20 protein-coding genes are annotated in these 24,885 nt (G+C 39.4%); 7 read left to right on the forward strand and 13 right to left on the reverse strand.

The features are described 5' to 3' along the window. On the forward strand, nt 1-318 hold the full coding sequence (gene rpsJ, locus ACI7T6_RS06035) for a 30S ribosomal protein S10 (RefSeq protein ID WP_404665478.1): 318 nt from the start codon (nt 1-3) through the stop codon (nt 316-318). Between the two features lie 84 nt (nt 319-402). Here the strand turns inward: rpsJ and ACI7T6_RS06040 are convergent, their stop codons facing one another. The 3 genes from ACI7T6_RS06040 to ACI7T6_RS06050 are packed head-to-tail and all read right to left on the reverse strand — an operon-like array spanning nt 403 to nt 2,305. After that, entirely contained in the window at nt 403-756 is a 354-nt protein-coding gene (locus ACI7T6_RS06040; protein ID WP_404665479.1) for a hypothetical protein, read from the reverse strand. Then, on the reverse strand, nt 738-1,184 hold the full coding sequence (locus tag ACI7T6_RS06045) for a hypothetical protein (protein WP_404665480.1): 447 nt from the start codon (nt 1,182-1,184) through the stop codon (nt 738-740). Before ACI7T6_RS06045 ends, ACI7T6_RS06040 begins: the two co-directional genes overlap by 19 nt. Next, a complete protein-coding gene (locus ACI7T6_RS06050) occupies nt 1,181-2,305 on the reverse strand; it encodes an FtsW/RodA/SpoVE family cell cycle protein (RefSeq protein ID WP_404665481.1) in 1,125 nt (374 codons plus the stop codon). Before ACI7T6_RS06050 ends, ACI7T6_RS06045 begins: the two co-directional genes overlap by 4 nt. Nucleotides 2,306-2,362: 57 nt before the next feature. On the opposite strand from ACI7T6_RS06050, the gene ACI7T6_RS06055 reads away from it, so the two are divergent. Together ACI7T6_RS06055 and ACI7T6_RS06060 are read left to right on the forward strand one after the other, a co-directional pair. Continuing rightward, the gene (locus tag ACI7T6_RS06055; RefSeq protein ID WP_404665482.1) at nt 2,363-3,103 is read left to right on the forward strand and encodes a biotin--[acetyl-CoA-carboxylase] ligase; all 741 of its coding nucleotides are present in this window, start codon (nt 2,363-2,365) and stop codon (nt 3,101-3,103) included. Nucleotides 3,104-3,273: 170 nt separating this feature from the next. After that, nucleotides 3,274-4,443 (forward strand): Lpg1974 family pore-forming outer membrane protein, encoded by a 1,170-nt coding sequence (locus ACI7T6_RS06060; RefSeq protein WP_404665483.1) that lies wholly within the window; start codon nt 3,274-3,276, stop codon nt 4,441-4,443. A gap of 111 nt (nt 4,444-4,554) precedes the next feature. On the opposite strand, the gene ACI7T6_RS06065 is transcribed toward ACI7T6_RS06060, so the two are convergent. The 6 genes from ACI7T6_RS06065 to ACI7T6_RS06090 all read right to left on the reverse strand — a co-directional run bounded on the left by ACI7T6_RS06065 (nt 4,555) and on the right by ACI7T6_RS06090 (nt 12,759). Next, nucleotides 4,555-5,226, reverse strand: coding sequence for a hypothetical protein (locus tag ACI7T6_RS06065; protein ID WP_404665484.1), 672 nt, complete (start codon nt 5,224-5,226; stop codon nt 4,555-4,557). A 357-nt stretch (nt 5,227-5,583) separates the two neighbouring features. Beyond that, entirely contained in the window at nt 5,584-8,295 is a 2,712-nt protein-coding gene (locus ACI7T6_RS06070) for an NEL-type E3 ubiquitin ligase domain-containing protein (protein ID WP_404665485.1), read from the reverse strand. A gap of 394 nt (nt 8,296-8,689) precedes the next feature. Next, the gene (locus tag ACI7T6_RS06075) at nt 8,690-9,934 is read right to left on the reverse strand and encodes an Lpg1974 family pore-forming outer membrane protein (RefSeq protein WP_404665486.1); all 1,245 of its coding nucleotides are present in this window, start codon (nt 9,932-9,934) and stop codon (nt 8,690-8,692) included. Between the two features lie 296 nt (nt 9,935-10,230). Further along, a complete protein-coding gene (locus tag ACI7T6_RS06080) occupies nt 10,231-11,016 on the reverse strand; it encodes a NifU family protein (protein ID WP_404665487.1) in 786 nt (261 codons plus the stop codon). Continuing rightward, a complete protein-coding gene (locus ACI7T6_RS06085; protein WP_404665488.1) occupies nt 11,013-12,092 on the reverse strand; it encodes an aminotransferase class V-fold PLP-dependent enzyme in 1,080 nt (359 codons plus the stop codon). The genes ACI7T6_RS06080 and ACI7T6_RS06085 overlap by 4 nt, the downstream gene beginning before the upstream one ends. Beyond that, nucleotides 12,082-12,759 carry a histidine phosphatase family protein gene (locus ACI7T6_RS06090; RefSeq protein WP_404665489.1) on the reverse strand — a complete coding sequence of 226 codons (678 nt, stop codon included), beginning with the start codon at nt 12,757-12,759 and terminating at the stop codon, nt 12,082-12,084. Before ACI7T6_RS06090 ends, ACI7T6_RS06085 begins: the two co-directional genes overlap by 11 nt. Nucleotides 12,760-12,865: 106 nt before the next feature. Between ACI7T6_RS06090 and ACI7T6_RS06095 the strand changes: the two genes are divergently transcribed. The 3 genes from ACI7T6_RS06095 to ACI7T6_RS06105 all read left to right on the forward strand — a co-directional run bounded on the left by ACI7T6_RS06095 (nt 12,866) and on the right by ACI7T6_RS06105 (nt 16,333). After that, complete coding sequence (locus tag ACI7T6_RS06095) at nt 12,866-13,576, forward strand: pseudouridine synthase (protein ID WP_404665490.1); 711 nt, start codon at nt 12,866-12,868, stop codon at nt 13,574-13,576. Between the two features lie 244 nt (nt 13,577-13,820). Next, on the forward strand, nt 13,821-15,428 hold the full coding sequence (locus ACI7T6_RS06100) for an Lpg1974 family pore-forming outer membrane protein (RefSeq protein WP_404665491.1): 1,608 nt from the start codon (nt 13,821-13,823) through the stop codon (nt 15,426-15,428). 179 nt (nt 15,429-15,607) lie between these two features. Next, on the forward strand, nt 15,608-16,333 hold the full coding sequence (locus tag ACI7T6_RS06105; RefSeq protein ID WP_404665492.1) for a hypothetical protein: 726 nt from the start codon (nt 15,608-15,610) through the stop codon (nt 16,331-16,333). A gap of 51 nt (nt 16,334-16,384) precedes the next feature. Here ACI7T6_RS06105 and hemH read toward each other — a convergent pair whose 3' ends face one another. Beyond that, complete coding sequence (gene hemH, locus ACI7T6_RS06110) at nt 16,385-17,377, reverse strand: ferrochelatase (RefSeq protein WP_404665493.1); 993 nt, start codon at nt 17,375-17,377, stop codon at nt 16,385-16,387. A 45-nt stretch (nt 17,378-17,422) separates the two neighbouring features. Here hemH and ACI7T6_RS06115 point away from each other — a divergent pair, with 45 nt between their 5' ends. Further along, a complete protein-coding gene (locus ACI7T6_RS06115; protein WP_404665494.1) occupies nt 17,423-18,163 on the forward strand; it encodes a substrate-binding periplasmic protein in 741 nt (246 codons plus the stop codon). 32 nt (nt 18,164-18,195) lie between these two features. Here the strand turns inward: ACI7T6_RS06115 and ACI7T6_RS06120 are convergent, their stop codons facing one another. The 3 genes from ACI7T6_RS06120 to ACI7T6_RS06130 are packed head-to-tail and all read right to left on the reverse strand — an operon-like array spanning nt 18,196 to nt 24,759. Then, entirely contained in the window at nt 18,196-18,297 is a 102-nt protein-coding gene (locus ACI7T6_RS06120; protein ID WP_404666143.1) for a DUF4116 domain-containing protein, read from the reverse strand. A gap of 2 nt (nt 18,298-18,299) precedes the next feature. Continuing rightward, nucleotides 18,300-22,631: a DUF4116 domain-containing protein gene (locus tag ACI7T6_RS06125; RefSeq protein WP_404665495.1), complete on the reverse strand. Its 4,332-nt coding sequence runs from the start codon at nt 22,629-22,631 to the stop codon at nt 18,300-18,302. Between the two features lies 1 nt (nt 22,632). After that, nucleotides 22,633-24,759, reverse strand: coding sequence for a hypothetical protein (locus ACI7T6_RS06130; RefSeq protein ID WP_404665496.1), 2,127 nt, complete (start codon nt 24,757-24,759; stop codon nt 22,633-22,635). Between the last annotated feature and the right edge of the window lie 126 nt (nt 24,760-24,885).

Below are 24,885 nucleotides of genomic sequence, written 5' to 3' on the forward strand. Positions count from 1 at the left end.
ATGGCAAAACAACCTCGCCAAAAAATTCGGATCCGCCTTAAAGGATACGATCAGCGTGTTCTCGACCGTGCCACAATTGACATTGTCGAAACAGCAAAGCGCACGGGCGCTCGGATTGCTGGACCTATTCCTCTTCCGACTCAAAGGGAAGTGTATACTGTTCTTAGATCTCCTCACGTTGACCGTAAGTCACGCGAGCAGTTTGAGATCCGTACACATATCCGGATGCTCGACATTTTAAGCCCAACTCCTGATACCATCGACAAGTTGAAAGTTCTTCCTGTCGCTGCAGGCGTTGATATTAAAATCAAAGCTTAAAGCTTTTAAAAAGCCTCTCTTTCTTTATGGATGCATAAAAAAGAGAGGCTTTTTTATTTCTCTCTCCTAGATCTGAAGACGCCCTTAGTCTGCTAAGGTATTTGGATCATCATCAGAAAATTCGTGATAAGGAGAAGGAAACTCTTGATTATACCGTTTTGAAATCACTACTCCATTTTTCACAACAAGTGTATACCGATTTTCTTCAACCACTTCATTGCTCCCTAGCACCCTTTCAATGTATTTATACTCTTCTATCCCCTCAGAATGCGAATGAATAGAGTAGGGCGGGCCGTACGCAGAAATGACTGTCTCTACCCGGGCTCCAAGCGTAATTTGATCAAATTCAGGCCGTGTCATGAGAAGCGTACTTGTACAACTAAGCGTCAGGAGAAAAAGAAAATAGATCCCTTTCTTTTTTAAGAAATTACTTGCCATATCACTCCTTTAATCACGGTTCTTAATTCATCTTGTGTTGCATACTCTGCATACATCTGGTATCTATTTTCATCTACTTTTTCATAGATCTCGAGCCCCTCAAATCCGATATCTTCTGCTTTAAACTCCCAAGCGATTTTATGCTCAGTTGTGAGTCCTTTTCCCATTAATTTCCCTAAAGAGGCGCTTTGAAATTCAACGGTAAAACGGTTAAGGGTGACATCAGAAAAAATCAGTTGATTATAGACAGGCTCTGCCACATCTTGAACACAGATTTGTTGCATGCACTCAATCAGCCCGCTAGAATCTTGAGCATACGTATTCCACTTAGTTGAAAAGATCAGCTCTTCTTTAAGAAGACTGAGCTTAATGGTTCCCTCGCCCATCCAAAGGCCTGGGGCAAAAATAAATTGATGATGCTTAATCAAAACATAAACCTACGGCTATAAATACTTTGTAAAATCCCCAGTGCCATCATAGAAGAGACTACAGAAGACCCTCCATATGTGATGAGGATTAAAGGAACTCCGGTAATGGGCAAAAATCCCACCATCATTCCAATGTTAACAATCACTTGCATGGCAAGATAGGTGGCAATGCCAGCAGATAAAAATCTTCCAAATGCATCTTTAGCTCCAGCTGTAACCTGAAAACTCAAATAAATCAAACCGAAAAAACACAAAAGGATAAAAAAGATTCCCATCAGTCCAAATTCTTCTGCAAAGGCGGCAAAGACAGAATCGGTATGTGCGGCAGGGAGCCACTCCTTACCTGAAAAATCGCCTTCTAACCACCCCCGGCCTGTGATACCCCCTAAGGATATCGCTGTTTGAGATGCTTGTTGGTGATAGGTGTAAGGGTTTAACCTTTCATATTGATACTCTTTAATGAATTGGGTCGCAACAGGACGGATCTTCTCATGAGAAATCGTCCCTGTAAAAATGAGGCCAACACTTAAGAGCCCAATTCCCCCTAAAATAGCTAGCCACCTGACAATTTTTTGCCGTATCCCTCCCAAATAAAACATCACAAGGGCAATGGGATAAAGAACAAGAGCTGTTCCTAAATCGGGCTCTTTTAATATCAAGACAAAGGGGATGAAAACAAGTAAAAGCGCTTCAAAGGCAGTCCTTAATAAATGCGTAGATCTTCCCCGCATTTCTAAAAAAGTACTCAGCGTGATCACAACGATCAGTTTTGCATATTCAGAGGGTTGAAACGCCCTTCCAATCCCTGGAATGCGGTACCACCTGTGCACATTTTGAATCGGGGTCGTAAAAAATAACCCTACAAGTAAAAGGATGATGATGCCGTAGAGCACCCAAGACCAAGACTTGAGTTTTCTATAATCAATCCCGGTAAAGAAAAAAAAGACACCCCATCCCAAAATAAACCACTGTATTTGAGATTTAGCACTGGGGGTTAAAAAAGCGGTAGAATCCCCCTCTGTTGTCATTGAAGCAATCACAAGCGTACTGATTGTCATGAGGGAGAGCAAAATCACAATCATACGTAGATCAACGCGGAATATATAACGGTAGTCAAACATCTTCCTTTGAAGAATACTTGAAATCCGATATTATCTCGACCATCTCTCGTATAAATGATGATCATTGATTATATCCATTTAGAATCCATTAACTCTACAAACACCTTTGCAAAAGAAAATGCCCTGCATTTTCATCCTCATCACCTCACCTGCATTACAGCGCTAGAACAAACAGCAGGAAGAGGAAGATACAACCGCAAATGGATTTCTCCCAAAGATAAAAACCTTTACCTCTCTCTTTTTTTAACACTTCCCTCTTACTTAAGTTATATTCTGAATTTAGGGCAAATCATGGCGATGGCGTGTCATGAGATGCTATTAGAAAAAGGGATCACTCTCATGCTCAAATGGCCCAATGATTTGTTACTGGATTACCGCAAAATTGGAGGGATACTCACAGAAACAGTTGTGATCAATCAAAGAGTAGGCGTTGTGATTGGGCTTGGGCTTAATGTCAATCTGACTAAGGAAGAGTATGCGCACATTGATCAACCTGTCACGTCCCTTTGTGAATGGACTGGCACTCTTATCAACCCTTCCACTTTTGTAGAGCCTCTTCTCAAGCATTTTACAAAAAATTTAGAGTTATTAATGACGCATGGCTTTGAGCCGTTTCTTCCCTATTTTAAAAAGTATATTGCCTATCAAGGCAAGAGCGTGACTCTTAAGCTCCCTCAAGGGCCTATTCAAGGGATTTGCCACTCTCTATTACCAGATGGGAGTTTACAGCTTCTTTTACCCTCAGGAACTCTCCAAACAGTTTCAATGGGGGAAATCATCATGCACTCAGCATCATAACCTTTACTCCTTAAAAATAGACTATTTGGTTTACAAAATTTCCTGATTTTGAGATGAAGAAATTATAACCATTTTAGGTCTTCTCTCTTGAAAAAATTACTGTTTTCTTCTTCAGGAATATCCCCTGTAAAGAATCCAATATCAGAGAGATAGATAAGGAGAAATACTTCATGAACTATGCCAAATATCTATTACTCAGCTCTATTGTACTCACCCATCAAGCTTTAATTGCAGATCTTAATGCCTCTTGTGAAAAGTGCCACTTCACTCCTCATCAAAGTGAAGAGCATTTGACTGAAGAAACCTCTTCTCAAAAGGTCTTTACTCAAGGGATTGCGCTCTCTTCAGAGGATATGCTGGGGGTAGAAGAGCCTTCTCAGGTATCTCTTCCTTCAAATAGAAGTTTATTTAAAATCAGCGGAGAATATCTTTACTTAAGAGCTACTCAAGAGGGGCTTAATTACGGCCTAATCACCTCTTTAGGAACAAAAGCTAAACCTCCTCTCACTGCTCTAATAGGAAAATTTGCGCACTTTCAGCCAAGTTTTAAACCAGGATACCGAGTAGGGGCTAGTTATTTAGTGCCTCATGCAAGAGGAGAGCTTTCTTTAAACTATATGCACTATGCAATGGATACTCTAAGCTCTATTACACCCTCACCCGCTCAAATCATCTATCCTCTCTTTGCAAATCAAAACGATGATCCTTATGCCACTTCTGCACAGGGTCTTTGGTCTCTTAAAATGAACTGTGTCGATTTAACGTATAACTCTCTTTTTAATATCTCAAAAAGCTTTTCCCTCCGTCCTTTTTTAGGAGCAAGATCTGCCTGGATCTCTCAACATATTATCGCGCAATATAATAACACGGCTTTTCCTGGAGATGCAGGAGAGAGCTCTCATACGGCTTTAACCAACTTAGATTGGAATGTCAGTAGCTACGGCCCTGTAGGAGGTGCTGAGACAAACTATTTCTTATTTAAAGGGATATCCTTTTTTGCTAAAGGCACTGCAGCTCTTCTTGTAGGAAGATCTCATCCTACGCTCCAAGAAACTTTAATACCTACTGGAACCATTGGAACTCAAACAGGAGAGCAAGCAGAAATTAAGAACCGTTTTTGGTTTAACGCTCCTGTCTTTGAGCTCAATACGGGTCTTTCTTACACGCAGGATTGGGAACAAGGAGGACTTGAAATTCAAGTCGGTTGGGAAGAGCAAATCTTTGCAAAGCAAAACCTCTCTTCTCTTTTTATCTCAGAATTTAATCACGGAACCACAAGAACCAGTCACGGCAATCTTGGGCTCTCTGGCTACACGTTAAAGGCCTCTTTAACATTCTAATGCACCTTACCCTAAGCTCCTCTTCAGAGGAGCTAGGAACTCTTTTAATCTTAATACCGTATCTTCTCTCTTAAAAAAATAAACCCTCTTAAAGAAAGAAGGCTTGATCTTTTAGATCTCTTCATCCCCATAACCGCACACACCTGTTCTTGGAGAGTTCACAAGCGGCATTAACATATAAGTAGCTTCTTCTTTTTCTACACAAGGGTGTTTTTTTTGACACTTTTTACAGATTGTGGCTCCGCACACCATGCAAATGATTTCAGCTGGCTTTTTGCATTTTTCACACACAAAGGGAGGAGGGTCATTACGCATGAGAAGCGTGACTTGATGAGAGGGAGTAGCGTCAATAGCTTCTAAAACCTTTAAGAGAAGATAGGTCGAAGAGCCCATATCGTATGTATATTCAAATTCTAGCCCTTCAAAGACAATCTCTCCTAAATGTTTTTTCATCACTTTACTCGGGCTGCCCGAATAGGTATGAGACACATACTCTTTTCCTAAAATCGTAAACTCACTCATGTGACCGCAACACTCAAGCCAGATCTCTCTTAAGAAGTCATCTAGATCAATGAGGGCAAGTGTTTTAGGAACAGCGACAAACATCCAATACACATTAGGTTCTTCAACCCAAGAAATCCGGATGATATATCCTTCCTCTAATTTTTCCCCCGATTGTAAAAGTTGTAGTGTCTCTTTACACTTAAGTAAATGCGCCTCCCCTCTCCCTGGAGTGAGGATTTCTTTGCACCCGGTGCAAGCACCTTTTGTTTTAAAACCCACCGCTTTCTCCTTAATAAAAAATATGTAAAGTCATTTTAGAAAATAAGAAGGAATTTTTCAATAGACGGTCTACTATTCTTCAGTCTTGACGCATGACAATTCTCTTCGTTAACAGCTGGCGCGAACATGCGGAGAATAGGTCTCTTTTCTCTCTTGAATTTTACGCTTTTGATGTGGATTCATAGCTTTTATGATAAAAAGCGTTATCTTCCTCAGGATAGATCAGCTAGCCGCTGCATTTTTATTGTACTCTTGTGCAGCATCTTCTTTAAAAAATATGCCTCCCCCTCTATTTTTAAGAACGAGATAATCCCTTTCTTTCTAAGCAAGTGTGTAGAGAGAGAGGGATCTGAATCGTTATTTTTTAAGTTTCTTCAGCTCTTGTTTGATCAGAGAATCTTCTTCTTTCCCATCTTCTAAAGTAGAAGACTCTGCTAAGGAAGATTTCATTCGCAAAAGATTCTTAATCTGCACTTTTACCCCGTATAGATCCACCCCTTCTTGGATATATCTTTTCACGAATGCATCGTAATCGTAGACAACATGATTATAGAGTACAGGGCGCGTGGGAAGATCTTGCAGGTAAGGACAAATATCTGTAGAAAACATCCTTTTATTTGCCATAGGAAGATGATCCCAATCAAGGACAGATAATCGCCTTTGATACAGGTTCCAAGGGTCCCAGCTCATTAAAAAGGAGTTAAAGGCCTCCTCTGAAAATCCTTCTAAAAGCTCTTTTCCTATATGGTCAATTTCCTCATTAGAAATGGCAACACATTTTCTAAAAAGCATATTTTGGATATCAATCGGAAGATTTAGCATCTTCTGTAACCTGATATGAAATGCCATGTACACCTCTACTTCATCCACAAACTGCAGTGTATTGATATGCTTTTCAATTTTTTGACTCAGCTGTTCCAGGAAGAAAAAACCTTTTGCAGATTTTTTGAGCTCTTCAGCCTTTACAGAAGGATGTTGTAGATCCTGGAGTTTTTGATAAAAGCCCATATCACTTAAGGTCGTCATGACTCTATCATCACAAGAAGAGAGTCCTTGATGAATGAGGAAAGCGGCATGATGACATATCTCTGTATTTTGAGCCATGAGCTGAATCAGCTTAAGGACACGTTTTGCTAAAAATTCTCTTGTTGCTGCATTATAAAAATCTGCAGTCCCTGTTAGACGCATCAGAAATGTTAAAAGGTTTTCATGATCTTGCACTTGAGTGAGGAGTTGGTGAAGCTTATAGCAGATTGTTTCAAGATCTATGGGCGCCTCTTTGGCTTCTTTTTCCCAAAATTCAAGAGCTGGAAGGAGAGCTTCAAACTCCATGATGTATGCTTCTACAGCATCTTCAGAAAAGTAAAACTGAACCCCTGCATGATTCAGAGCTTCCGCTTGTAATCTCTGAATAATCAAAGGAGAGAGTCCAGATCCTGTAAGATCGATAGAGCGGATATCTCCATCAGAACAATACCCCAGAGTAGCTACCCAATGAGGTAAAGATGAGAGGCTAGTGCATCCACTCAAATCTAAATCGCCACCCAGCTCTAGTTGATCGGGTAATGTAGTCAGCTGTATACAATGAGAGAGATTCAAAGAATTCTTAACTTGAAGTCTACTTGGCATTGTTATTAGAGCTGTACAACCAAATAGGTTAAGCCTTCCTTGCACTTCAAGTTCTTCCGGAAGGTGTGTAAGGCTTGTACAGTGAGAGAGATTCAGAGACTTCTTTACTTTAAATCCCTTAGGGATTGTAGTTAGCGCTGTACAGTGAGAGAGATTAAACCTTCCTTGTACTTCAAGTTCTTCAGGAAGACGTGTTAGCTGTTTACATCCTGAGAGATTAAAATCCCCTCCTACTTTAAGCCCATTAGGTAGTGCAGTTAGAGATATACAATGAGAAAGGTTAAGGTTTCCTGGCACGTTGAGCCCTTCAGGAATGTGTGTAAGACCTTTACAATCCGAGCAATCTAAAGAGCCCTCTACCTTAAATCCCTTCGGTATTGCAGTGAGCGCTGTACATCCAGATAAACTAAGCCTTCCTTGTACTTCAAGTTTCTCAGGAAAAAACGTAAGGCTTGTACAATCTGAGAGATCTAAATCCCCCTTTACTTTAAGTCCGTTTGGGAGCGTAGTAAGAGCTATACATCTAAGCAGATCAAGCATGGCTTGTACTTCAAGTCCTTCAGGAAGAAATATCAAACTTGTACAATTTGAGAGATCTAAATCACCCCCCACTTTAAGCCCACTTGGTATTGCTGTAAGAGCTGTACAACCGGAGAGATCAAGCATTTCTTGTACTTCAAGTCCTTCAGGAAGAAATGTAAGGCTTGTACAGTTAGATAGGTCTAAATCACCTCCCACTTTAAGCCTATTGGGTAGCGCTGTAAGAGCTGTACAACCGGGCAGGTGAAACCTTCCTTGTACTTCAAGCTCTTTAGGGAGAGCTATCAAGCTTGTACAATGAGATAGGTCTAAATCGCCACTTATTTTAAACCCATTTGGTAGTGCTGTAAGACCTATACAATCAGAGAGAATAGCGCTTCCTTGTACTTCACACTCTTGAGGAAGAAGCGTAAGAGCCGTGCATCCAGACAGATCTAAATCACCCTGCACTTTTAGCCTATTGGGTAATTGAGTAAGAGCTATGCACTCAGATAGGTCAAGGTTACCTTTAACTTCAAATATTTTAGGCAATGAAGATAGTTCAGAGACTGCTGAAAACACGACATTGCCGTTAACTTTAAGCTTTTGGGGAAAAAAGCCATGCTGATTTTCTTGAAAATCCTCCCTATCTTGACCAAGAAATTCAGAAAAAGATCGATTTTCACAGGAAAGGCTCCCCTCTATCTCAACATCTTTAGATTTTAAAAGGGAAAAAGAGTGGATATTAGCAAAACAAAGTGTGACATCACCTTTAAGTACGATGTGATGGGGCAACCCTTCTATCGTCTTAAGTTGGCCTAGTTCTTCTCCCAAGATGACTAAACTTGATTCACGACTCTCGAGGTTAAGAGTAGCATTCAAATTTTGAATAGGTGAGGCGTGAATATTTGAAATACGCATAACATCCTTAGTAAAGATTTTTAGTGAGCCATGCTGTTATCTTAAGATCTCTCACATGTTGCTCTCTTGACAAAGTGGGGTCCATTTTAGATGATTTGTTGATAGAAAAATAGGCCCTCATGAATGAAACTAAACATATCTAATGGAAGATTTTTTTGCATCTTTAATGCTCAATCTAATGATGAGGTGTGCTCGTTTTGAACTGAAAAAACTATTCTTTAATTTTCAAGTCTACTGAAAATCCACCTTCTGAAGAAGGCTGTTTAAAAGCATCAATAAGAAGAGAGAGCTTTCCAATCGTCATATTTAAGCCTCTATGAATAAAAAAGAAGCCTCTTAGAGTGACTCCCTAAGAGGCTTCCTTAACTATAAAAAGTATTCTACGATCAGTTCATTAAAACTTAAGTGTTGCCTTGATGCTATAGCCTCCTAAACTTAAGCTTCCGCTGTCATTAAAGCTGTATCCAGACCCTGATTGGCTTAAGAAACGGGGCATGAAGTTTTGATTACCCCAAAACTGCTCTTCCCATCCCAGTTTAAGATCCACTCCCACTTTTTTCCAATCGTGTTGATACCCAATACCCGCTATAGCTTCAAAGACAGGTGTTGTCACAAATTGAGCATTTGTCACATGCATGTTTTGCTGAGCAGGAGGTAAAACACCGTCTGTAGGAAGACCTACAGTGTCTTGAGTGAAAAGAGGGTGAATTCTTCCCATCAGTAAAGAGCCGGTTCCTTGGCAGAAAAAGGAGAACCCTTGTCCTAACATGAGCTGCGTATCAACACCTCCTACAATCCCGTACCCTTGGTTTTTCCAATGCGCAGTTGGACTCATGGCTGTATAGGTGGGGTTATAAACTGTTTCCCCGTTGTCTGTGCTAGCGCCTGTATTCATATAAACTTGCAGATAGTTTGCAGCAAGAGTTTGACGGATGCTAGCTCCTCTAAACCCTGCAAAGGGTCTAACAGATACAACTTTTCCAGGAGAAAACTGAGCTCCCATTGTTGCATCAACAACATCCATCTTTAAATTCCAGCTAGCTAGCGCCTCTTGGGCATTAGGAACTCCCCATTGAAGAGCCCAATTAGGCCAAATGATATCTGTAGGCTGTACTGGAGAGATTGCAGGAGAGGGAACATTCACGCTACTTAAAGAAGTGAGCTTGTAATGCATCCACTGTACAGAAGCTTGAAGTTTTCCGTTAGAAGGTGCGTAAGAGGCCCCCACACGGTACCCTGCATGAAAGCCTGGTTGAATCCGGCTCACTGAACCCCAAGCGCCGCCTGCTAAAAAGGTGTTTTCTGATCCTTTTTGTACAGGAGAGAGCAGTGCATAATCTAACCCTTCTTCAATAGCTCTTAAATAGAGAAACTCTCCTGAAAACTGAAGCTCTAGATCTTGAGAAGAACTGAGACTATTGCTACTAGAATTGCCACTTGTCCCTAAACTTTGCGTTGTAGATCCATCATCATAACCTTTGACTTGAACCATCGAAACTCCTCCCTTTTTTCCATTCAAAGAGTGGTGAATAGGGCAGTGAGAGCAGTTTTCGGCATTATCCATGAGAGATGTTTCTAAAGATCCTGCATGGATCATCGTTTGCGTTAAAAAGAGTGACGTGCACAAAAGGGTTTTCATATAACTCATTGAGTTTGTCTCCTATAAGAAATTCTAAGAAGCTAAGTTCTAACAGCAAGATGTAAGGATACGCACCTCATCTTGATGATCTGTTAGAATCTAGCAAGCATTAACTTGCAAAATACCGCTTCTATTTTTCTTTTTCATCGCAATAATCGGTTTTTTTGTAAAGGAGATATTTTTAATTAAGGAGAAAGAGGAATCACTGAAGACTCCTATATCTAAAGAGCGCAAAAGAAACTCTTAACACTCTTGCTAGATAAGAGCGTGCTTAGAATAACTTCTTTAACTTGATCTTAAGAAAGAGAGGATAAATCAGGTATCACTTCAATCTGAGCAAACACTTTAGCCCGTAATATTTGCTGAATGGCAGTTAGCGTGGATCCTGTTGCCGAGTAGCATGAAGTGCACGACCCTTGATAGGAAATCGTGAGCTTATGATCTTCTGAGAGATTCACAATTTGTACACCCCCCTCATCAAGTTCTATATAGGGACGAATATCTGTTTGAATGACATGCTCAATGATCTTAAGCTTTTCTGCTTGAGGCATGAGTTCCCACCCTTCGATTCCCTCACCGCTTAAGAGCTCTGGAGAAAGCGGAGAAACATATCCGATATCTTCAATGGGAATATCCATACACTGACTGCAAAGTTCATCAATGGCATCAATGACATGGTTAATATATCCATAAAACTCTAAAGGCACGCCCTCTTTATACGATTGATCACAGAGCTCCTTATCCAGGAGATCGCTGCTGATGCGGCGCGCCTGATCGTAGTTTTTTCTTAAGAGGAAATGGCAGGCTGCCTCTAAAATGGCGGTAAGGGCTGAAGGGCCGCTCATTTGATACCGAATATCTGCAATGACGCCGTCCATTTCATCAATCAAAGCGTAAAGAGCTAGATGAAACCCTTCATGCTCTCCCCCTATTTTAGAAACCACAACTCTTAACTCTCTTCCTTCTACATCTTGGGGAAGAAAAAAGCCTACAAATTGCGGCTGCTCGATTTTATGGACCATTTTTTTGGTGTATTTAGCCCAAGGGTAAGGACGGTAACACCGTTTCATTAGCTCAGTCATAAATGCACCTGCATTTTTTTCAGTTTATGCACCCCTTTAATGAACATATCTAGCACATAGGCAAGATCATCTTCTTGCAAATAGGGAGAAAAAGCAAGGGATAATCCTCCGCATTCATAACTCTTTCCGCTAGCTTTTAGCACAGCTTTTACCGTTTGAAAAGGGCCGCCGCCAATTGAGGCGTCAATACGGTGCTTATAGAGAAAATAGAGAAGCGCCTCATCTGTAATACCTGGAAAATGTATGGCTAAAATATGAGGAGCCCGCTCTACTTCTTTCCCGATGATTTGAACATCTGGAAAAGCAAGAAGGAGTTCTTTCTCAAACACACTTCTTCTTCTAGCAGACTCCATGGCAAATTGCTCTTGCGTTTTTATTTTTTCTTTAACCACTTGATTAAGCGTTAAAATGAGAGAGGGATGCGGCTCTATAAAAACAGCTTCTTTAGAAAAAAGCCCTCCCATACCCGAGGGCGCTCCTAGTTTATCCCCATCAAAAGAGAGATAATCAGCTCCCCACTCTTTTAAAGAGACGCCCCACGTGCCAACCGCATGCGTCACATTCACATGGATTTTAATATGCCGGGAGTGACACAGCGTGATTAAAGATTCTACTGGCTGCATCACACCTGTTACAGGACACACAGCAGAAATAGAAACAAGACCTGTTTTAGGGCCAAGCATCTTTTCAAATTGCATAAGATCAATTCTTCCTTGATCATCTACAGGAGCCAGTTTAACGCCGCACCCAAGCTGCTCCATGAGCCCAAGCCCTTTTAAAATGGAGGCTTCCTCTGTTATGCTAGAGATAAATTGATTTTTGCCGGTTTCTCTCACATCATATAAATAGTGATGGAAAAAGAGCTTTTCCGCCCCTAACATGCCGCCTGGTGTCGGCTGAAAAAGATAGGTGTGATCTCCTTCAAAAGCTTCCATGAGCTCTTTAATCGCTGTGTCCACAAGTGGGTAAAGGAGCAATCCTTTACCATGAGGCGTATCTAGCCTTCCCCATTTTTCCCAAGCAGAAAAAAGAGGCTTTGCAATCACATGCGAGTCAAGATCAATTCTATCTCTCATCCCTTACCCATACTCCTTGATGATAGTGATAGCTAAGTATACCACCTGTTGGGATTTCTAACTGAATGACATCTTCTGAAGAGAGCTTTTCTAACATCATGACAAGCGATCTTAAAGAGTTGCCGTGGGCAACAATGAGAACTGTTTTTCCTTGTTTAATGAGCGGCATCACTTTCTCTTGAAAATAGGGAAGCACGCGTTCACTTGTCATTTTTAAACTCTCGCCTCCGGGGGGGGCTATATCAAAACTACGGCGCCAAATTTTAACTTGAGCCTCTCCAAATTGATCTGCCACTTCCTTTTTATTTTTTCCTTGAAGCTCTCCATACATCCGTTCATTAAGCTCCCAAGCTTTATACACAGGGATGAGCTCTTGTGTTGTTTTTTCACTATAACACTTATTTAAGCTATCTTCAGAGATAAAGTAGGGCGTTTTTCCACTGGGATGAGATTGCATGGCAAGGAGCATCGTCATTTGAGCTCTCATGAGACCTGATGTAAAGATCACATCAATAGAGAGGTTTGCTAACTCTTTTCCTGCTTGATAAGACTCTTGCATCCCTTGATTGCTTAAAGGGATATCGATCCACCCTGTAAATAAATTTTTTTCATTCCAGACGGAAGCTCCGTGTCTAAGTAAAAGAAGTTTTCCCTCTACTAGTGTCATATGAATCCTTACTCTTTTCCATTTAAGCTCTCTAAAACAGATCTCTTATCCTGCCAAGGAAATGGATGTGTCTCGTTATCTTTAATTATGGTAGCATTATAGCCATATGAAACGGTTGAGTAAAGCTCTAGCTGCAGCAGGGGTCGCTTCTAGACGCGCCTGTGAACAGCTAATATTTGAAGGAAAAGTCTCCGTCAATGGAGAAATTGTTAGACTCCCTCAAACACTTGTTGAGTGGGGTAAAGATGTGATTGCTGTTCAAGGGACAGAACTTGAGCAAGAACAAGAAAAAGTTTATTTCATGCTGAATAAGCCAAGAAACTACATCTGTTCTCATTTTAGGCAAGGAACGAAAAAACTGGTTGTGGATCTCTTTGATCATCTCCCTTATAGACTCTTTACAGTCGGGCGTCTAGATAGAGATACAACAGGTCTTCTCATTGTGACAAATGACGGCCATTTTGCCCAAGATGTCATTCACCCCTCTAAAGGACTTACCAAAGAGTATCTTGTTAAAACAACACAAGAAATCACTCATGAACACCTGATTGATCTCTCTAAAGGAGGTCTTGTAGAAGGCACTTGGGTAAAACCTACAAAAGTTGCCAAGGTGCGTAAAGGGACACTAACCATCACGGTTCAAGAAGGAAAAAAAAGAGAAGTCAGACTCCTTGTACAAAAAGCTGGCCTTGATCTCATCTCTCTTCACCGTATCCGCATTGGCTCTTTAGTGCTAGGACCTTTAGAAGAAGGAGAGTTTAGACCTCTTTCAGAACATGAAAAAGATCAACTTCTTCAACTCTATTCTGCAAAGTAACTCTTACACAAAAAATTCCCTTTTAGTTCCTTAAACGTTTTAAGAAACTAAAAGGGGGAATTTGATATATCCCTCTTTTGACGCTCCATTTTTTTTCCTATAGCAAAAGACGACAGATTTTAAAGAAATAGCTTCTTTTAAAGCTTTCTATCTCTTCTTGATAAAGAAGTTCCTCATCCTTTTTTTCTTTTCACTTGAAATCTACTATTTTTTTTAATATTGGGTAGAGAAGAGGTATGCATCTATGAAAAATACACCCTTTTTTAAACTTTATCCTTTTACATTAGGAACACTTTTACTGTGTCAACTCCTTCAAGGAGAAGAGACACTACCCCCTGAACCGATTGCTTCATATTCTTACTTAAGCTCTTTAGAACTTAAATTAGAAGAGATGCGGCATCAACTCAAAACCCATCAAAAAGAGAGCGATAAAGTTATCTCAGGGCTTTTACAAATCAAAACGGTAATGGAAGAAATCCATACCATTAGAGACGCTCTTGATCAAACATCTGCAAAAAGATACTTAGAACTGATGAGTCTCATGGATTCTTTTCATCAAGAAAAAGAAACACTGTTAGAACTGCATCAAACACACCTTAAAGAACGAGAGTCCCTTTTAAAAGCACAGGCGGATCTTCTTTCTCATTTAGATCAAAAAGCTAACATGCAAGAGGTCTCACTCTCTTTGAATGTGATCAAAAATCAACTGAGTCACGTAGGAGAGCATCTAAAAACGAAAGCATCTTTAGAAGATTTCTCCTCTCTTCAAGAGCTCCTTTCTCAAAATACACTCTCTTTGAATCTTCTTGAGAACAATTTTAGCCTCTTGACTCAAACTCAGCAGCAGGTAAGTCACATTGAAACTCTCTATAATACGGTACTTCACCAAACAGATACTCTCAGTCAAAAACTAGAAAGGGTAGAAAACTCTTCTCTAGAGCACAGAAATTCACTTGCAGCCCTTGAGATTCAGCAGCAAAAACTCTCCAAAAAAGAAGTGCCTCCTCTTCCTGAAAAGGGATCTCGGTTTTATGCAGAGCTCCTCTATTTTCAAACGCTTGAACCAGATATGCATTACACCTCTACATCTTCTACTGTGCAGGTGCTTCAAGAGGGGATGTTTAATCCGTTATCTCAGCTCACCTTTAGTCCTATTACATTTAGATGGGATCCTGGATACCGTGTCGGAATGGGATATAGATCAGGCATAGACTCTTGGGATTTTTCTTCTGAATACACCTACTTCCGTAATGAAAACACTCAAAAGTCTAAAGATTTTGTCAAAGCAGCCCTTACCTACAATGTATGGGATGTGACTGTGCAGCACCCCTTCCATGCCACATCCTCTACGCTCATGCAATTTTTAATGGGGGTTAGATCTTCTTTTATCCATCAAAATTGGAATCTACTTGCTTCTGCTCAGTCCATTCCTACAAATAATCTATGGAAAATGAGCGGAGTAGGCCCAAGAGCTGGTATTAACCTGGATTGGATGTGGAGTGAGCACTTTGGAGCGCACTTTCAAACAACGGGGGGGCTGATTTTAGGATGGGTGAATAGACAGCAACAGGCCATCATATCTAGTTCTACAGCCGTTAACGGGCTCATTCAAAATGATCCTGTAAGAGAGCTCCTCATTCCTAACTTAGAAATGATAGCTGGGCTCAAATGGCAGCAGAGGCTTGAATCTATGACACTCAATGTATTTGCCAACTGGGAATTTAATGAGTGGGTCAATCTCAATAAAAATTATGTCCTTCCCCTTTCTGCAAATCTAGAGGGAATAAATCCTTACCAAACCACATCTCTTTCTCTTCAAGGGTTATCTTTTGGAATGGGAGTGGATTTCTAACAAATTAAACTCTACTGTATCCAGTAATCTATAATAATAATCCGCTACATTTTGAGATTAGAAATAAATACAAATTTATTTCTAATCTTAAATTAATTGTGCTGATAAAAATCCGGAGAAGCCGTTACACTTGAGGTACTAGGCAATATCCTAATTTTGAAAAAGCAAGGAGAAAAATTATGAATTATCCATGGATTTCATCTTTAGCTCTCATCACAATGCAGGTAGCTTTTGCAGAAGACCATAGTAGCAAAGCTTATATCGTCGAAACGCACAATCCTCATCACATTGCAATTGTGAGCTCGCCTCCCCCCATTGCTCCTCAATATGAGCACAAAGTGGGAGTAGGAGACGGAAGGATTCTCTACGAAAGAACAAAAAATGAAGACGTCTATTTCAGTACAGATGTCTTTGCAACAAGGTTCATTGCACGGATCAATCACCCTCACGGGCTTCATGTGCATGTCCACCGCTACCCTTCTAAAACCTCTTTCTTAGATGCAGAGGTTAAACTGGGGTATAACTTCTTAAGAGATGGTAAGGACCATTTTACCCCCTTTGGCGGAGTAGGGTTTATGAATGCCAATATGGGCGTGTTTAAGCATGCAAAATTTGCTTACGCCTCTACAGGCTTTAAGTATCTCCATGAACTCAATTCTGTTTTTGGGTGGGGATTTAACCTTAAAGGGTTTGTAGGACAGCAAATCGCTAAGAAAAAGGACTCTAAAAAGCTTGAAGCGAAAAAAGTAGGCTTTGGAGCAGATATGGGTATTCCTCTTTGTTTTCGATTTGCTAAAAATCGTCACTGGGATATCACGGTAGAGCCTTACTATCTCTATCTTGAATCTAACCATGAACATGCGAGTTCTGTGGGAAGTAAACTCACGCTTGCGCACAGGTTCTAATCCCTGACTTTAGAGGCCCTTTTCACTTGAAAAAGGGCCTCTTAATTTCCCTTAAAAATAGTTACTCTTTTTTCTGATGAGGCTCTCATTTGAGCACACGGTTTTTTCTTGAGCAATATCACTTAATGCCTCAATCCAAAGTGGATGGTGATTAAGAGAGGGACATCTGTATGCTTTAACCCCATTTTTTTGAAGAAGAGGGATGTAGCCTTGCTCAATTTCAAAGAGCGTCTCTAAATGATCTGAGGTAAATGAAAGAGGAATCATCAAAACATGCGGCTTTCCTAAGTTCCATTTACGGGGCTCTTGACACAGTAAACTTGTGTAAGGAAAGAGCCACTTGCCCCTTCCAAATTTTGACTGAAAGGCAAGAAGTGATGGGGCTATAAATCCTTTCATAATCCCTTGATAAGAGGCATAACACTCTTTTTCATACGGATCCCCTTCCCTTACAAATTTTTGAGGAAGGCCGTGAGCTGAAAAGAGGAAAAAGGTGTCTTCTTCTTGTAATCCAAACTTCTCCAGACTCTCTTGAATCACTGTTTGCATCGCTTTAATGTAGCTCTCATGATTTTTATAAGAAGAAATCCACTTTAAGTTTTGAACAAGAGAAGGGGGTAGATGCTTTGCAAAAAACCTCGCAATGCTCCCTGTTGTGGAGTAGCTTTGTTGAGGGTAAAGGGGCAAGATAGTGAAGGAATTTGTTTTTGTTTTGAGGATCTTTTGTAAAAACTCTGGATGAGTAAGCGGAATGTATCTGTGAAAAGGGATTACCTCTCTTCCTGTTTTTTGCGCTAAAAGAGAGGAGAGCTTTTCTGTATCTTCAAAGATGGGGGATTTTCCTCCAATTGCTGCATAATCATGGGTCACTTTTTTAGCTCTTCTTTTTGCAATATAATGGAAGAGCCATTTATCTATGCAGGTAGGAAGATTTGTTCTAATCACATCTTCATCTGTTAGCAGTTCAATGAGAAAGGGTTCTACTTCATGAAGATCTCTTGGACCTCCGAAGTTTGCAAGGATGATAGGAGTTTTGATTGACATAATGACCGCATTTTGCCATTTAATAAATTTATTGCACGAAAAAAAATGAAGACTAGAAAAATTTTTTATTGGATAGCCCCCTTACTTCTTCTTATGATGGGAATGCTTAAAATGCCCCCTCATGAACATGTCGTCATTGCTTTAGATAGCAGCTGGCACACCCTTACCTCATCTAAAAGAGCTTCTAGCATTACAGCTTTTACAACAGAGCTTTTAACGCTCATTGCAAAGAAAGAAAACCTATCACTCACTCTTTCTTATCAAAACTGGGATTATCTTTTCCAAGGTCTTCTTGATAAGGAATATACAGCCGTGTGCTCGAACTTAGAGCCTCATCTCTATTACGAAAAAACCTACCTTTTTTCTGACAATTACCTAGAAACCGGCATGGTGATCTTAGGAAGAAAACCTTTTACTGTAAAAGCACCAAAAGTTGCCGTTCTTAATCATGCAGTGATTAATATGCTGTTAACGCATTTTCCAACTGCTTCTTATGAACTTTATGAAGCAGTCTCTGATGCACTAGATGATATCTTAGTAGGACTCATAGACGGAGTTATCATAGATAGGCTAACCGCAGAGGCTTATGTGAGTAATCTTTATCCAGAGCAGATGGAAATTGTTTTTCCTTCACTTGATCATGAGGGACTAAAACTCATCACACTTGTTCCTGACGAGGAGGGAGTGATTCGAAGATTTAATAAGAGGCTATTAGAATTAAAAAAAGCAGGGACTTATGGTCTGCTCTTGAAGAAATGGGGGCTAAATGCCCCCCCTTCATCTTGAGATCCAAATATCTCAACTTATAGATTAAAATCCTAACTGTTAGTATTTTTGGCAATAGCAATAAGCTCCGGATCATTTTGTAATGCCAAACTCGCATACTGAAATGCTTTTCCATTCTGCTGTATAGCAGCCAGGACTACATTTCAACCATCATGTGTGTCTCATTTACATACCAGGATTCTTCTTCTTCACTCATTACATCAGCAAGGATGGCCTTTCGATCATTTTTTAATCGCTTACTTGCGTACTGAAATGCATTCCCATTCTGCTTTACAGCAGTAATGACGACCTCTCGGTCATTTTTTAATGTCTCACTTGCGAACTGAAGTGCCTTCCCACTCTGCTCTACAGCAGCGAGAACGACCTCTCGGTCATTTTTTAATGTCTCACTTGCGAACTGAAGTGCCTTCCCACTCTGCTCTACAGCAGCGAGAACGACCTCTCGGTCATTTTTTAATGTCTCACTTGCGAACTGAAGTGCCTCCCCACTCTGCTCTACAGCAGCGAGAACGACCTCTCGGTCATTTTTTAATGTCTCACTTACATACTGAAGCGTTGGTCCATAATACTCTACAGCAGCAAGGACGATCTCTCGTTTATTTTTTAATATCTCACTTACATGCTGAAGCGTTGGTCCACAATGCTCTATAGCAGCAATGACGAAATCTTTGTCATTTTGTAATACCTCACTTGCATACCGGAGTGCTTTTCCATCCTCCCGAACAGCAGCAAGGACAACCTCTTGATCATTTTTTAATGTCTCACTTGCATACCGGAGTGCTTTTCCATCCTCCCGAACAGCAGCAAGGACAACCTCTTGATCATTTTTTAATGTCTCACTTGCATACCGGAGTGCTTTTCCATCCTCCCGAACAGCAGCAAGGACAACCTCTTGATCATTTTTTAATGTCTCACTTGCATACCGGAGTGCTTCTCCACACAGCTTTACAGCAGCAAGGACAACCTCTTGATCATTTTTTAATGTCTCACTTGCATACTGAAGTACTAGTCCATTCTGCTGAATATCAGTAAAGATGGAATCTTCGTCATCGTTTAATAGTTTAATTGGATATAGAAGTAATTCTCCATCCTGCCGAACAGCAGCAAGGACAATCTCCCGGTCATTTTGTAATACCTCACTTGCATACTGAAGTACTAGTCCATTCTGCTGAACAGCAGAGAGGATGAAATCACGGTCATTTTTTAATGTCTCACTTGTAAACTGAAGTGCTACCTCATTCTGCTGAACAGCAGAAAGGACGACCTCTCGGTCATTTTTTAATGTCTCACTTGCATACTGAAGTACTAGTCCATTCTGCTGAACAGCAGAGAGGATGAAATCACGGTCATTTTGTAATGCCTCACTTGCGAATTGAAGTGCTAATCCATTCTGCCCTACAGCAGCCAGGACAAATTTTTGATCCTTACTTAGCCGTTCTTTGCTGTATTCAAGTATCCATGGATTGTCCTTTACTGCTTGTAGGATTTTTTTTCGATCATTTTCAGTAGAAGAAGTGCGAGATCTTTCTGTCTCATCTGTATGAGCAATAGATACTTCTTTCCGGAGTTTATTGATAACATCTAATAGCAAAAGGCGAATAGCTGGAGTTTTACTATACCGTTCAAATAATAGTTGTCCTTTTTCTAGAAGAGAGCGATGCTCTTGTTTTGTCACTGAAGAAATATGGAAAAAATACTCAAGATTATTGAGCTTAAGGTCTAGATAGCTAGCTTCCTCCCAACTTGGAAATAACTGCTGAATAGTGTCTTGATAATTGTTTTGAGAAGACATAAAAGAATATATACGTGCTAAGAAAGTATGCTCGTTAAAATATGGAGGCAATCTTTCATATGACACTTTTTGGGATATTAATGCATATAAGATCTTTTCTCCTAAAGGGGAGTTTGATCTTATAGAAGAAAAATCCAATCCAAACTGCTCAATGAGAAACTCTACCCGCTTGTTCCAATCTTCCTCTCCATAACTGATTTTCACCTGATTAATTTGACGTTCAATGGATTCTCGTAAAGAAGAAACTGAATCTAAAGAGAGGGGGTTAGAGGCAATACTCTTGGCAATATTATCTTGTTTATTAACAACATTCTCAATGTCTTTGAGAGCAATAATACCTTGGTAAACTGCTTTTATCTTCTGAGATAACTCTAAAGCAGTATCTTTGCTAAGCTTGTCACGAGTTTTGTCTAGCTTAATTGCCGCAAATGTAGCAAAAACTCCGTAGGGGATTCCTAATGGGATTAGAAGAGCAGCTGTCATCCATTTGGGAAGTTGGAATTGTTCTTTTTTTCTATTTAGCTGTTGCTTATGCTCTTTTTCAAGTTGTTCCCACTCTTTTTTTAATCTGACCTCATCCATATTTGAAGGCGCTCCTCTTAATTTGAGGATATAGTTTTTCAATGAAGACAAGTCGCTATCAATTGCCTTACTTTGTTTTAAGTACTGGGTTATAATGCCTTCATTAACCAACGAGTCCGAGATTACCTCTCCTATATACCCCTTAATACAAGCTGTAATGACTGCTTTATCATATTTTCGGACAATAGCTGGGTCCATTTCATCTAAATGAAAAAACTTTCCAATTTCTGGATGAGAGTCTGATAACATCGTATTGATTAAGCTCATCTCCAAAATATTTTGCTCAAAGGTCTTAATATTTTTAACAATTGCATCCTCTGAAGTGCTTATACTAGAAGAAAGAGGATTTGAAGACTTAATACTATTAGCAATTGTCTCCCCTGAAGTACTGATATTAGAAGAGACAGGACTAGAAGAAGGAGAGGAATTCTCTTTTTCTATTGGATCAATAAAACAATTGAAATCTCGATTAAAAAGAATGCCTATAAGATCTTTGTGCTCTAAATCTAAAGTTTTATCTACCTGGGCAAAAGTAACTCTTTTCTGTGATTTAAGAATTTGAAAAATCTTTTCTAATTCCACTTGATCTGTGAGATCAGCAAGAGAAATCAATTTTCCTATCCCGATCTGTCTTTTAAAAGTCTCTTCTTTTTTTCGAAGATTTTCTAAATGTTTTGACTTTTCCTCAGTATCAGGAAGCGCATTCATTGATAAGGAGAGTCTTGCTTGCTGTAGCTCTATAAGTTTATCTTTCTTCTCATTGATTTTATTTTGAAGCAATGGTAAAGATTGAACTAGAGGTGATAATGTCTTGATCTCTGTTTCTAAATTCAATTCTTCTTGAGAAGGACGAGAAAGTTCTTCTCGTTGTCTTTTTTCAATATTCTTGATCTCAATGAAGTCAGGATCTTTGGAATATTTTGTTAACCCTAAAATACAATTATCTAAATTTCCAAGTATTCTTTTTACCCGGTTCCCTAACTCATTTGCTGATTTAAATCCTCCGTTGTCATCAGTAATAGAGGTCAGGAGCATAATTTTAGGAGAATATTTCTTAACTAAAGCCCGGAGAGTGAGTTCAATCGCCAGTGAGATAACCTTGCCATGAGTGTCTACAAATCCAGGGAAATCAATCAGGACAATGTCAGGGTCAGTCGCAACATTAGGAAATAGGGTGCAGGAAGTTTCGCTATTATGCCCAATGAGTCGGTTTTGATCGATAGATGATTGATAATTTGTACCATCTAGCTCCATCGGATCTCTTCGTAAATAACAAAGAGTTGTTGATTTTCCTGATCTCGTATCTCCTAAGAGAAATACGATGTTATTGCTTTCTGAAGGAATCATCTTCTCCATTTTAGTGAGGACTGCCTCCCTAAACTCTAAGATAATTTTAGCAAAGGAGGAAAAAGGAAGTTGCTCTACTACAGTTTTTCGATCCATCTCGGGAGAGAGCTTTTTCATAGCAATAAGATGGTCATATAGGTAAAAGAATCCCCCATCAAGAATTTCATCTAGGTAAGGAGGGTAGCGAACTGGGTCTTTTTTTCTTAGCCTTTTTAATTCTGTATGTCTATAAAAGAGATCTTTTTTTCCCTGTAAGATTGCTGTAGCATCAGCAGAAGGGGCTTCTCCAATTAGAGCTCGAATATCGGCATCAAAATGATCTTCTGAATTACAAAAAGGGAGATGGGTAGCGATATCCTTTACCTTTTCTAAGGTCACATTCATAGCAGGAAAAAGAAAGGTAAACGCCTGGTTGATAGGATATACATCAAATTTTTGTAGATGATACGCGGTAATGATCTGCTCAACTGAAGTATTCTCACGCATGGCGTGAATCTTCTGAACAATCTTATCTAAGGCAGTATTAGAGTCTTTTTCTGTGATTGCGTTAGCTTTCTTTTCTAACTGATCGATCATTTGGTATGCCTGTGAGAGATCTATCACGTCGTGAGAACACAATATGTTTTTTTCTAATAGATGGGTGATAACTTGTACTCCTTCTTCAATTGTATGAAAGGAAGAAAGAGATGTATCTTGTTTGCTGCAATATACACGTTGTAAAGGAAAGAAAGGTGATGTTGGGTTCATTCTATTGTTCCTTAGGGTTATGTCTTGCTTGAGTGATAAAATCGAGCTTCTTTAATGTTTTAAGTTTCTCATGTTGGAGACTGATATAACTCGAAGGGTATATCACAAGTTTTTCATCGATTAAGTCTTTATTTGCTTCCATCTGATTGTTTAAATTGTCCATAAACTCCTCTGTTTGCAAGATAACCTTGTAGGTTGGTTTATGGGATTTTTTAAGACTTAGATATAAATCAAACGCCTGAAGCTGCAGCTCTAAAATTTGTCTGAACCATAATGTAACTAGAATTTTAATTTCAGAATCATTAGATAAGCCTTCCATGATTTTTTTTGTATGTTTTTCTAAAAAAATCACTTTGTTAGAGCTGTCTTTTTCCTTACAAATATAAGAAACAGTAGAAATAGCTTCAAAAAGTTTAGAGAGATCATTTTCTAGATGATCAGACTGCATACTAGAAAGACATTCCTTCCTATCCGCAATCAGTTTTATATTAAATACAGCTGTATTAAAAGCTTGCTCAGAGGAGTTTTGCTGAAGTTCCTGGAGTTGTTTTTCCATAGCACCCAGCTTTTTTAAGATCAAATTAGTATTATATCTCACCTCTCCTAAAATAGTAGATATCCCCTCATCAATTTTAGCATTAAGTTGGCGATTCTCTGTATTAATTTGGTGATATGTTGGAAGCCCTGCTGCCCTCCAAACAACTCCTGTTATCCGCTCCCATTGGGGAAGCAATATTTTAGAGATCCAAGGAGAATAGTCTTTCTCAGAAAAGATAAAACCATTGATATACGATTGAGGTAAGTCTTTGAGAGCATGAGAGATAATCTTTTCTAAAGCAGCTGTTTTTTTACAATAAGAAAGAATTTTTTTTGAATTAATGTTTTTTGCGTCAATAATGATTTTTTTATCATCTTTATTTAAAATGAGCTTATCTTGCTCAATAGTATATAAAGGAACAGGGTTATCTTTTGTAGGCTTGGGGATAAGAAGGGTAATCTGACTAATATGCTCTTCAGCTGGATTAATATAGGCTTTATAGATTTCATTCACTGATTGTTGAGCTGCTTCCATAACCATCTTTGCATTATCTTTGCTCTTATCAGCAAAATACCATCCATCTCCATAAGATTGCCAAGTGTCTCCATTTTCATTTCGAACATTGAGTCCTGCATCTCCATCTTTTTCATGCTGGGCACCTGTTAATATCCCTGCAATTTTTTTACTCATCTTAGTAGGAAAGTCTAATTGGTTAATAAGAAAGGTTTCAAGATCACCACGTTGGTTACGGATGTGACCCGCAGCAAAGAGATCGGTAAGAAAGTGGCACGCAAAGGCATCAAGAGCATAAGCTTCTTTAAGCTTCTCTTTGTTTTGGGTTTTACCGGCTTCTTTAGCCACTTGAATAGCGCGAGTGTGTCCAATTTGGTAAGCATCTTTGGCATTTTTTTCAAAGTGATCACTATTATCAATAAGAAGTTTTTGGTAGTCCTTTTTTATTTTTTTAAGAGTACTCATGCCTTTTGAACTACAGTGGCTATAGCAATAATGCGGAGTATTTGAAGATTTTACAGAGCGAGATTCATGTTTAATTTCAGCAAGAATAGCCTTAACCTCCTCAAAATTTGCATTTTTAAGAGTGTTAAAGGCGTTTTGAAATCGCACAGTTTTTGCGTTATCATCACCCCCTGGTAAAGAGATTGCCTCTCCTGGAATACCATAAAAATCTCCAGCTAAGGCTACGATATCTGAAAACTGCAATGGATACTTTGGTTGATCAATTCCTGCTTCCAAAATGATGTGTTTTTCTATTTCTTCAATTTTAATTTTTTCTCCAATTCCTTGGAGTTTTACTTCTTCCCCAATTGCTGCATGCTCTGATCCCCCAAATCCACCTAGCAATTTACAGTGCTCTGAAAGGGTATTGATTTTGTAAGAGGCATCGTTGATGGTAATTTCAAAAATCCCCGTAGTCTTCAGAAGAAGATTTTGTAACTGGGTATATTCTTTACTTCCTGGAATGAGTTGTTTAAGTAGTTTTTTTCCCTCTTGTAAATTCAAGATAGAGGAAGGGTGAGAGATGTGCTGTTGAGAACATTGGAGCAAACTAGATCGAAGAGAGCAGCTCATAATATATTCCTATAATGAATCGTTTATTGAGATCAATGTTAAAGCGACTATATCCTTGGTAAGATTTTTTCTCAAAAGAAATATTCGCACCTAAAAGAAATTTAATTAAAGCAGTTTTTCAAATGG

Source organism: Rhabdochlamydiaceae symbiont of Dictyostelium giganteum, assembly GCF_964291045.1.
Lineage (GTDB): Bacteria > Chlamydiota > Chlamydiia > Chlamydiales > Rhabdochlamydiaceae > PALSA-1444.

Excerpts from the sequence above, each read along its gene's own strand:
- rpsJ (WP_404665478.1), top strand. The coding sequence starts at position 1 with ATGGCAAAACAACCTCGCCAAAAAATTCGGATCCGCCTTAAAGGATAC.
- ACI7T6_RS06040 (WP_404665479.1), bottom strand. The coding sequence starts at position 756 with ATGGCAAGTAATTTCTTAAAAAAGAAAGGGATCTATTTTCTTTTTCTC.
- ACI7T6_RS06050 (WP_404665481.1), bottom strand. The coding sequence starts at position 2,305 with ATGTTTGACTACCGTTATATATTCCGCGTTGATCTACGTATGATTGTG.
- ACI7T6_RS06055 (WP_404665482.1), top strand. The coding sequence starts at position 2,363 with ATGATCATTGATTATATCCATTTAGAATCCATTAACTCTACAAACACC.
- ACI7T6_RS06060 (WP_404665483.1), top strand. The coding sequence starts at position 3,274 with ATGAACTATGCCAAATATCTATTACTCAGCTCTATTGTACTCACCCAT.
- ACI7T6_RS06070 (WP_404665485.1), bottom strand. The coding sequence starts at position 8,295 with ATGCGTATTTCAAATATTCACGCCTCACCTATTCAAAATTTGAATGCT.
- ACI7T6_RS06075 (WP_404665486.1), bottom strand. The coding sequence starts at position 9,934 with ATGAAAACCCTTTTGTGCACGTCACTCTTTTTAACGCAAACGATGATC.
- ACI7T6_RS06080 (WP_404665487.1), bottom strand. The coding sequence starts at position 11,016 with ATGACTGAGCTAATGAAACGGTGTTACCGTCCTTACCCTTGGGCTAAA.
- ACI7T6_RS06085 (WP_404665488.1), bottom strand. The coding sequence starts at position 12,092 with ATGAGAGATAGAATTGATCTTGACTCGCATGTGATTGCAAAGCCTCTT.
- ACI7T6_RS06090 (WP_404665489.1), bottom strand. The coding sequence starts at position 12,759 with ATGACACTAGTAGAGGGAAAACTTCTTTTACTTAGACACGGAGCTTCC.
- ACI7T6_RS06095 (WP_404665490.1), top strand. The coding sequence starts at position 12,866 with ATGAAACGGTTGAGTAAAGCTCTAGCTGCAGCAGGGGTCGCTTCTAGA.
- ACI7T6_RS06100 (WP_404665491.1), top strand. The coding sequence starts at position 13,821 with ATGAAAAATACACCCTTTTTTAAACTTTATCCTTTTACATTAGGAACA.
- ACI7T6_RS06105 (WP_404665492.1), top strand. The coding sequence starts at position 15,608 with ATGAATTATCCATGGATTTCATCTTTAGCTCTCATCACAATGCAGGTA.
- hemH (WP_404665493.1), bottom strand. The coding sequence starts at position 17,377 with ATGTCAATCAAAACTCCTATCATCCTTGCAAACTTCGGAGGTCCAAGA.
- ACI7T6_RS06115 (WP_404665494.1), top strand. The coding sequence starts at position 17,423 with ATGAAGACTAGAAAAATTTTTTATTGGATAGCCCCCTTACTTCTTCTT.
- ACI7T6_RS06125 (WP_404665495.1), bottom strand. The coding sequence starts at position 22,631 with ATGAACCCAACATCACCTTTCTTTCCTTTACAACGTGTATATTGCAGC.
- ACI7T6_RS06130 (WP_404665496.1), bottom strand. The coding sequence starts at position 24,759 with ATGAGCTGCTCTCTTCGATCTAGTTTGCTCCAATGTTCTCAACAGCAC.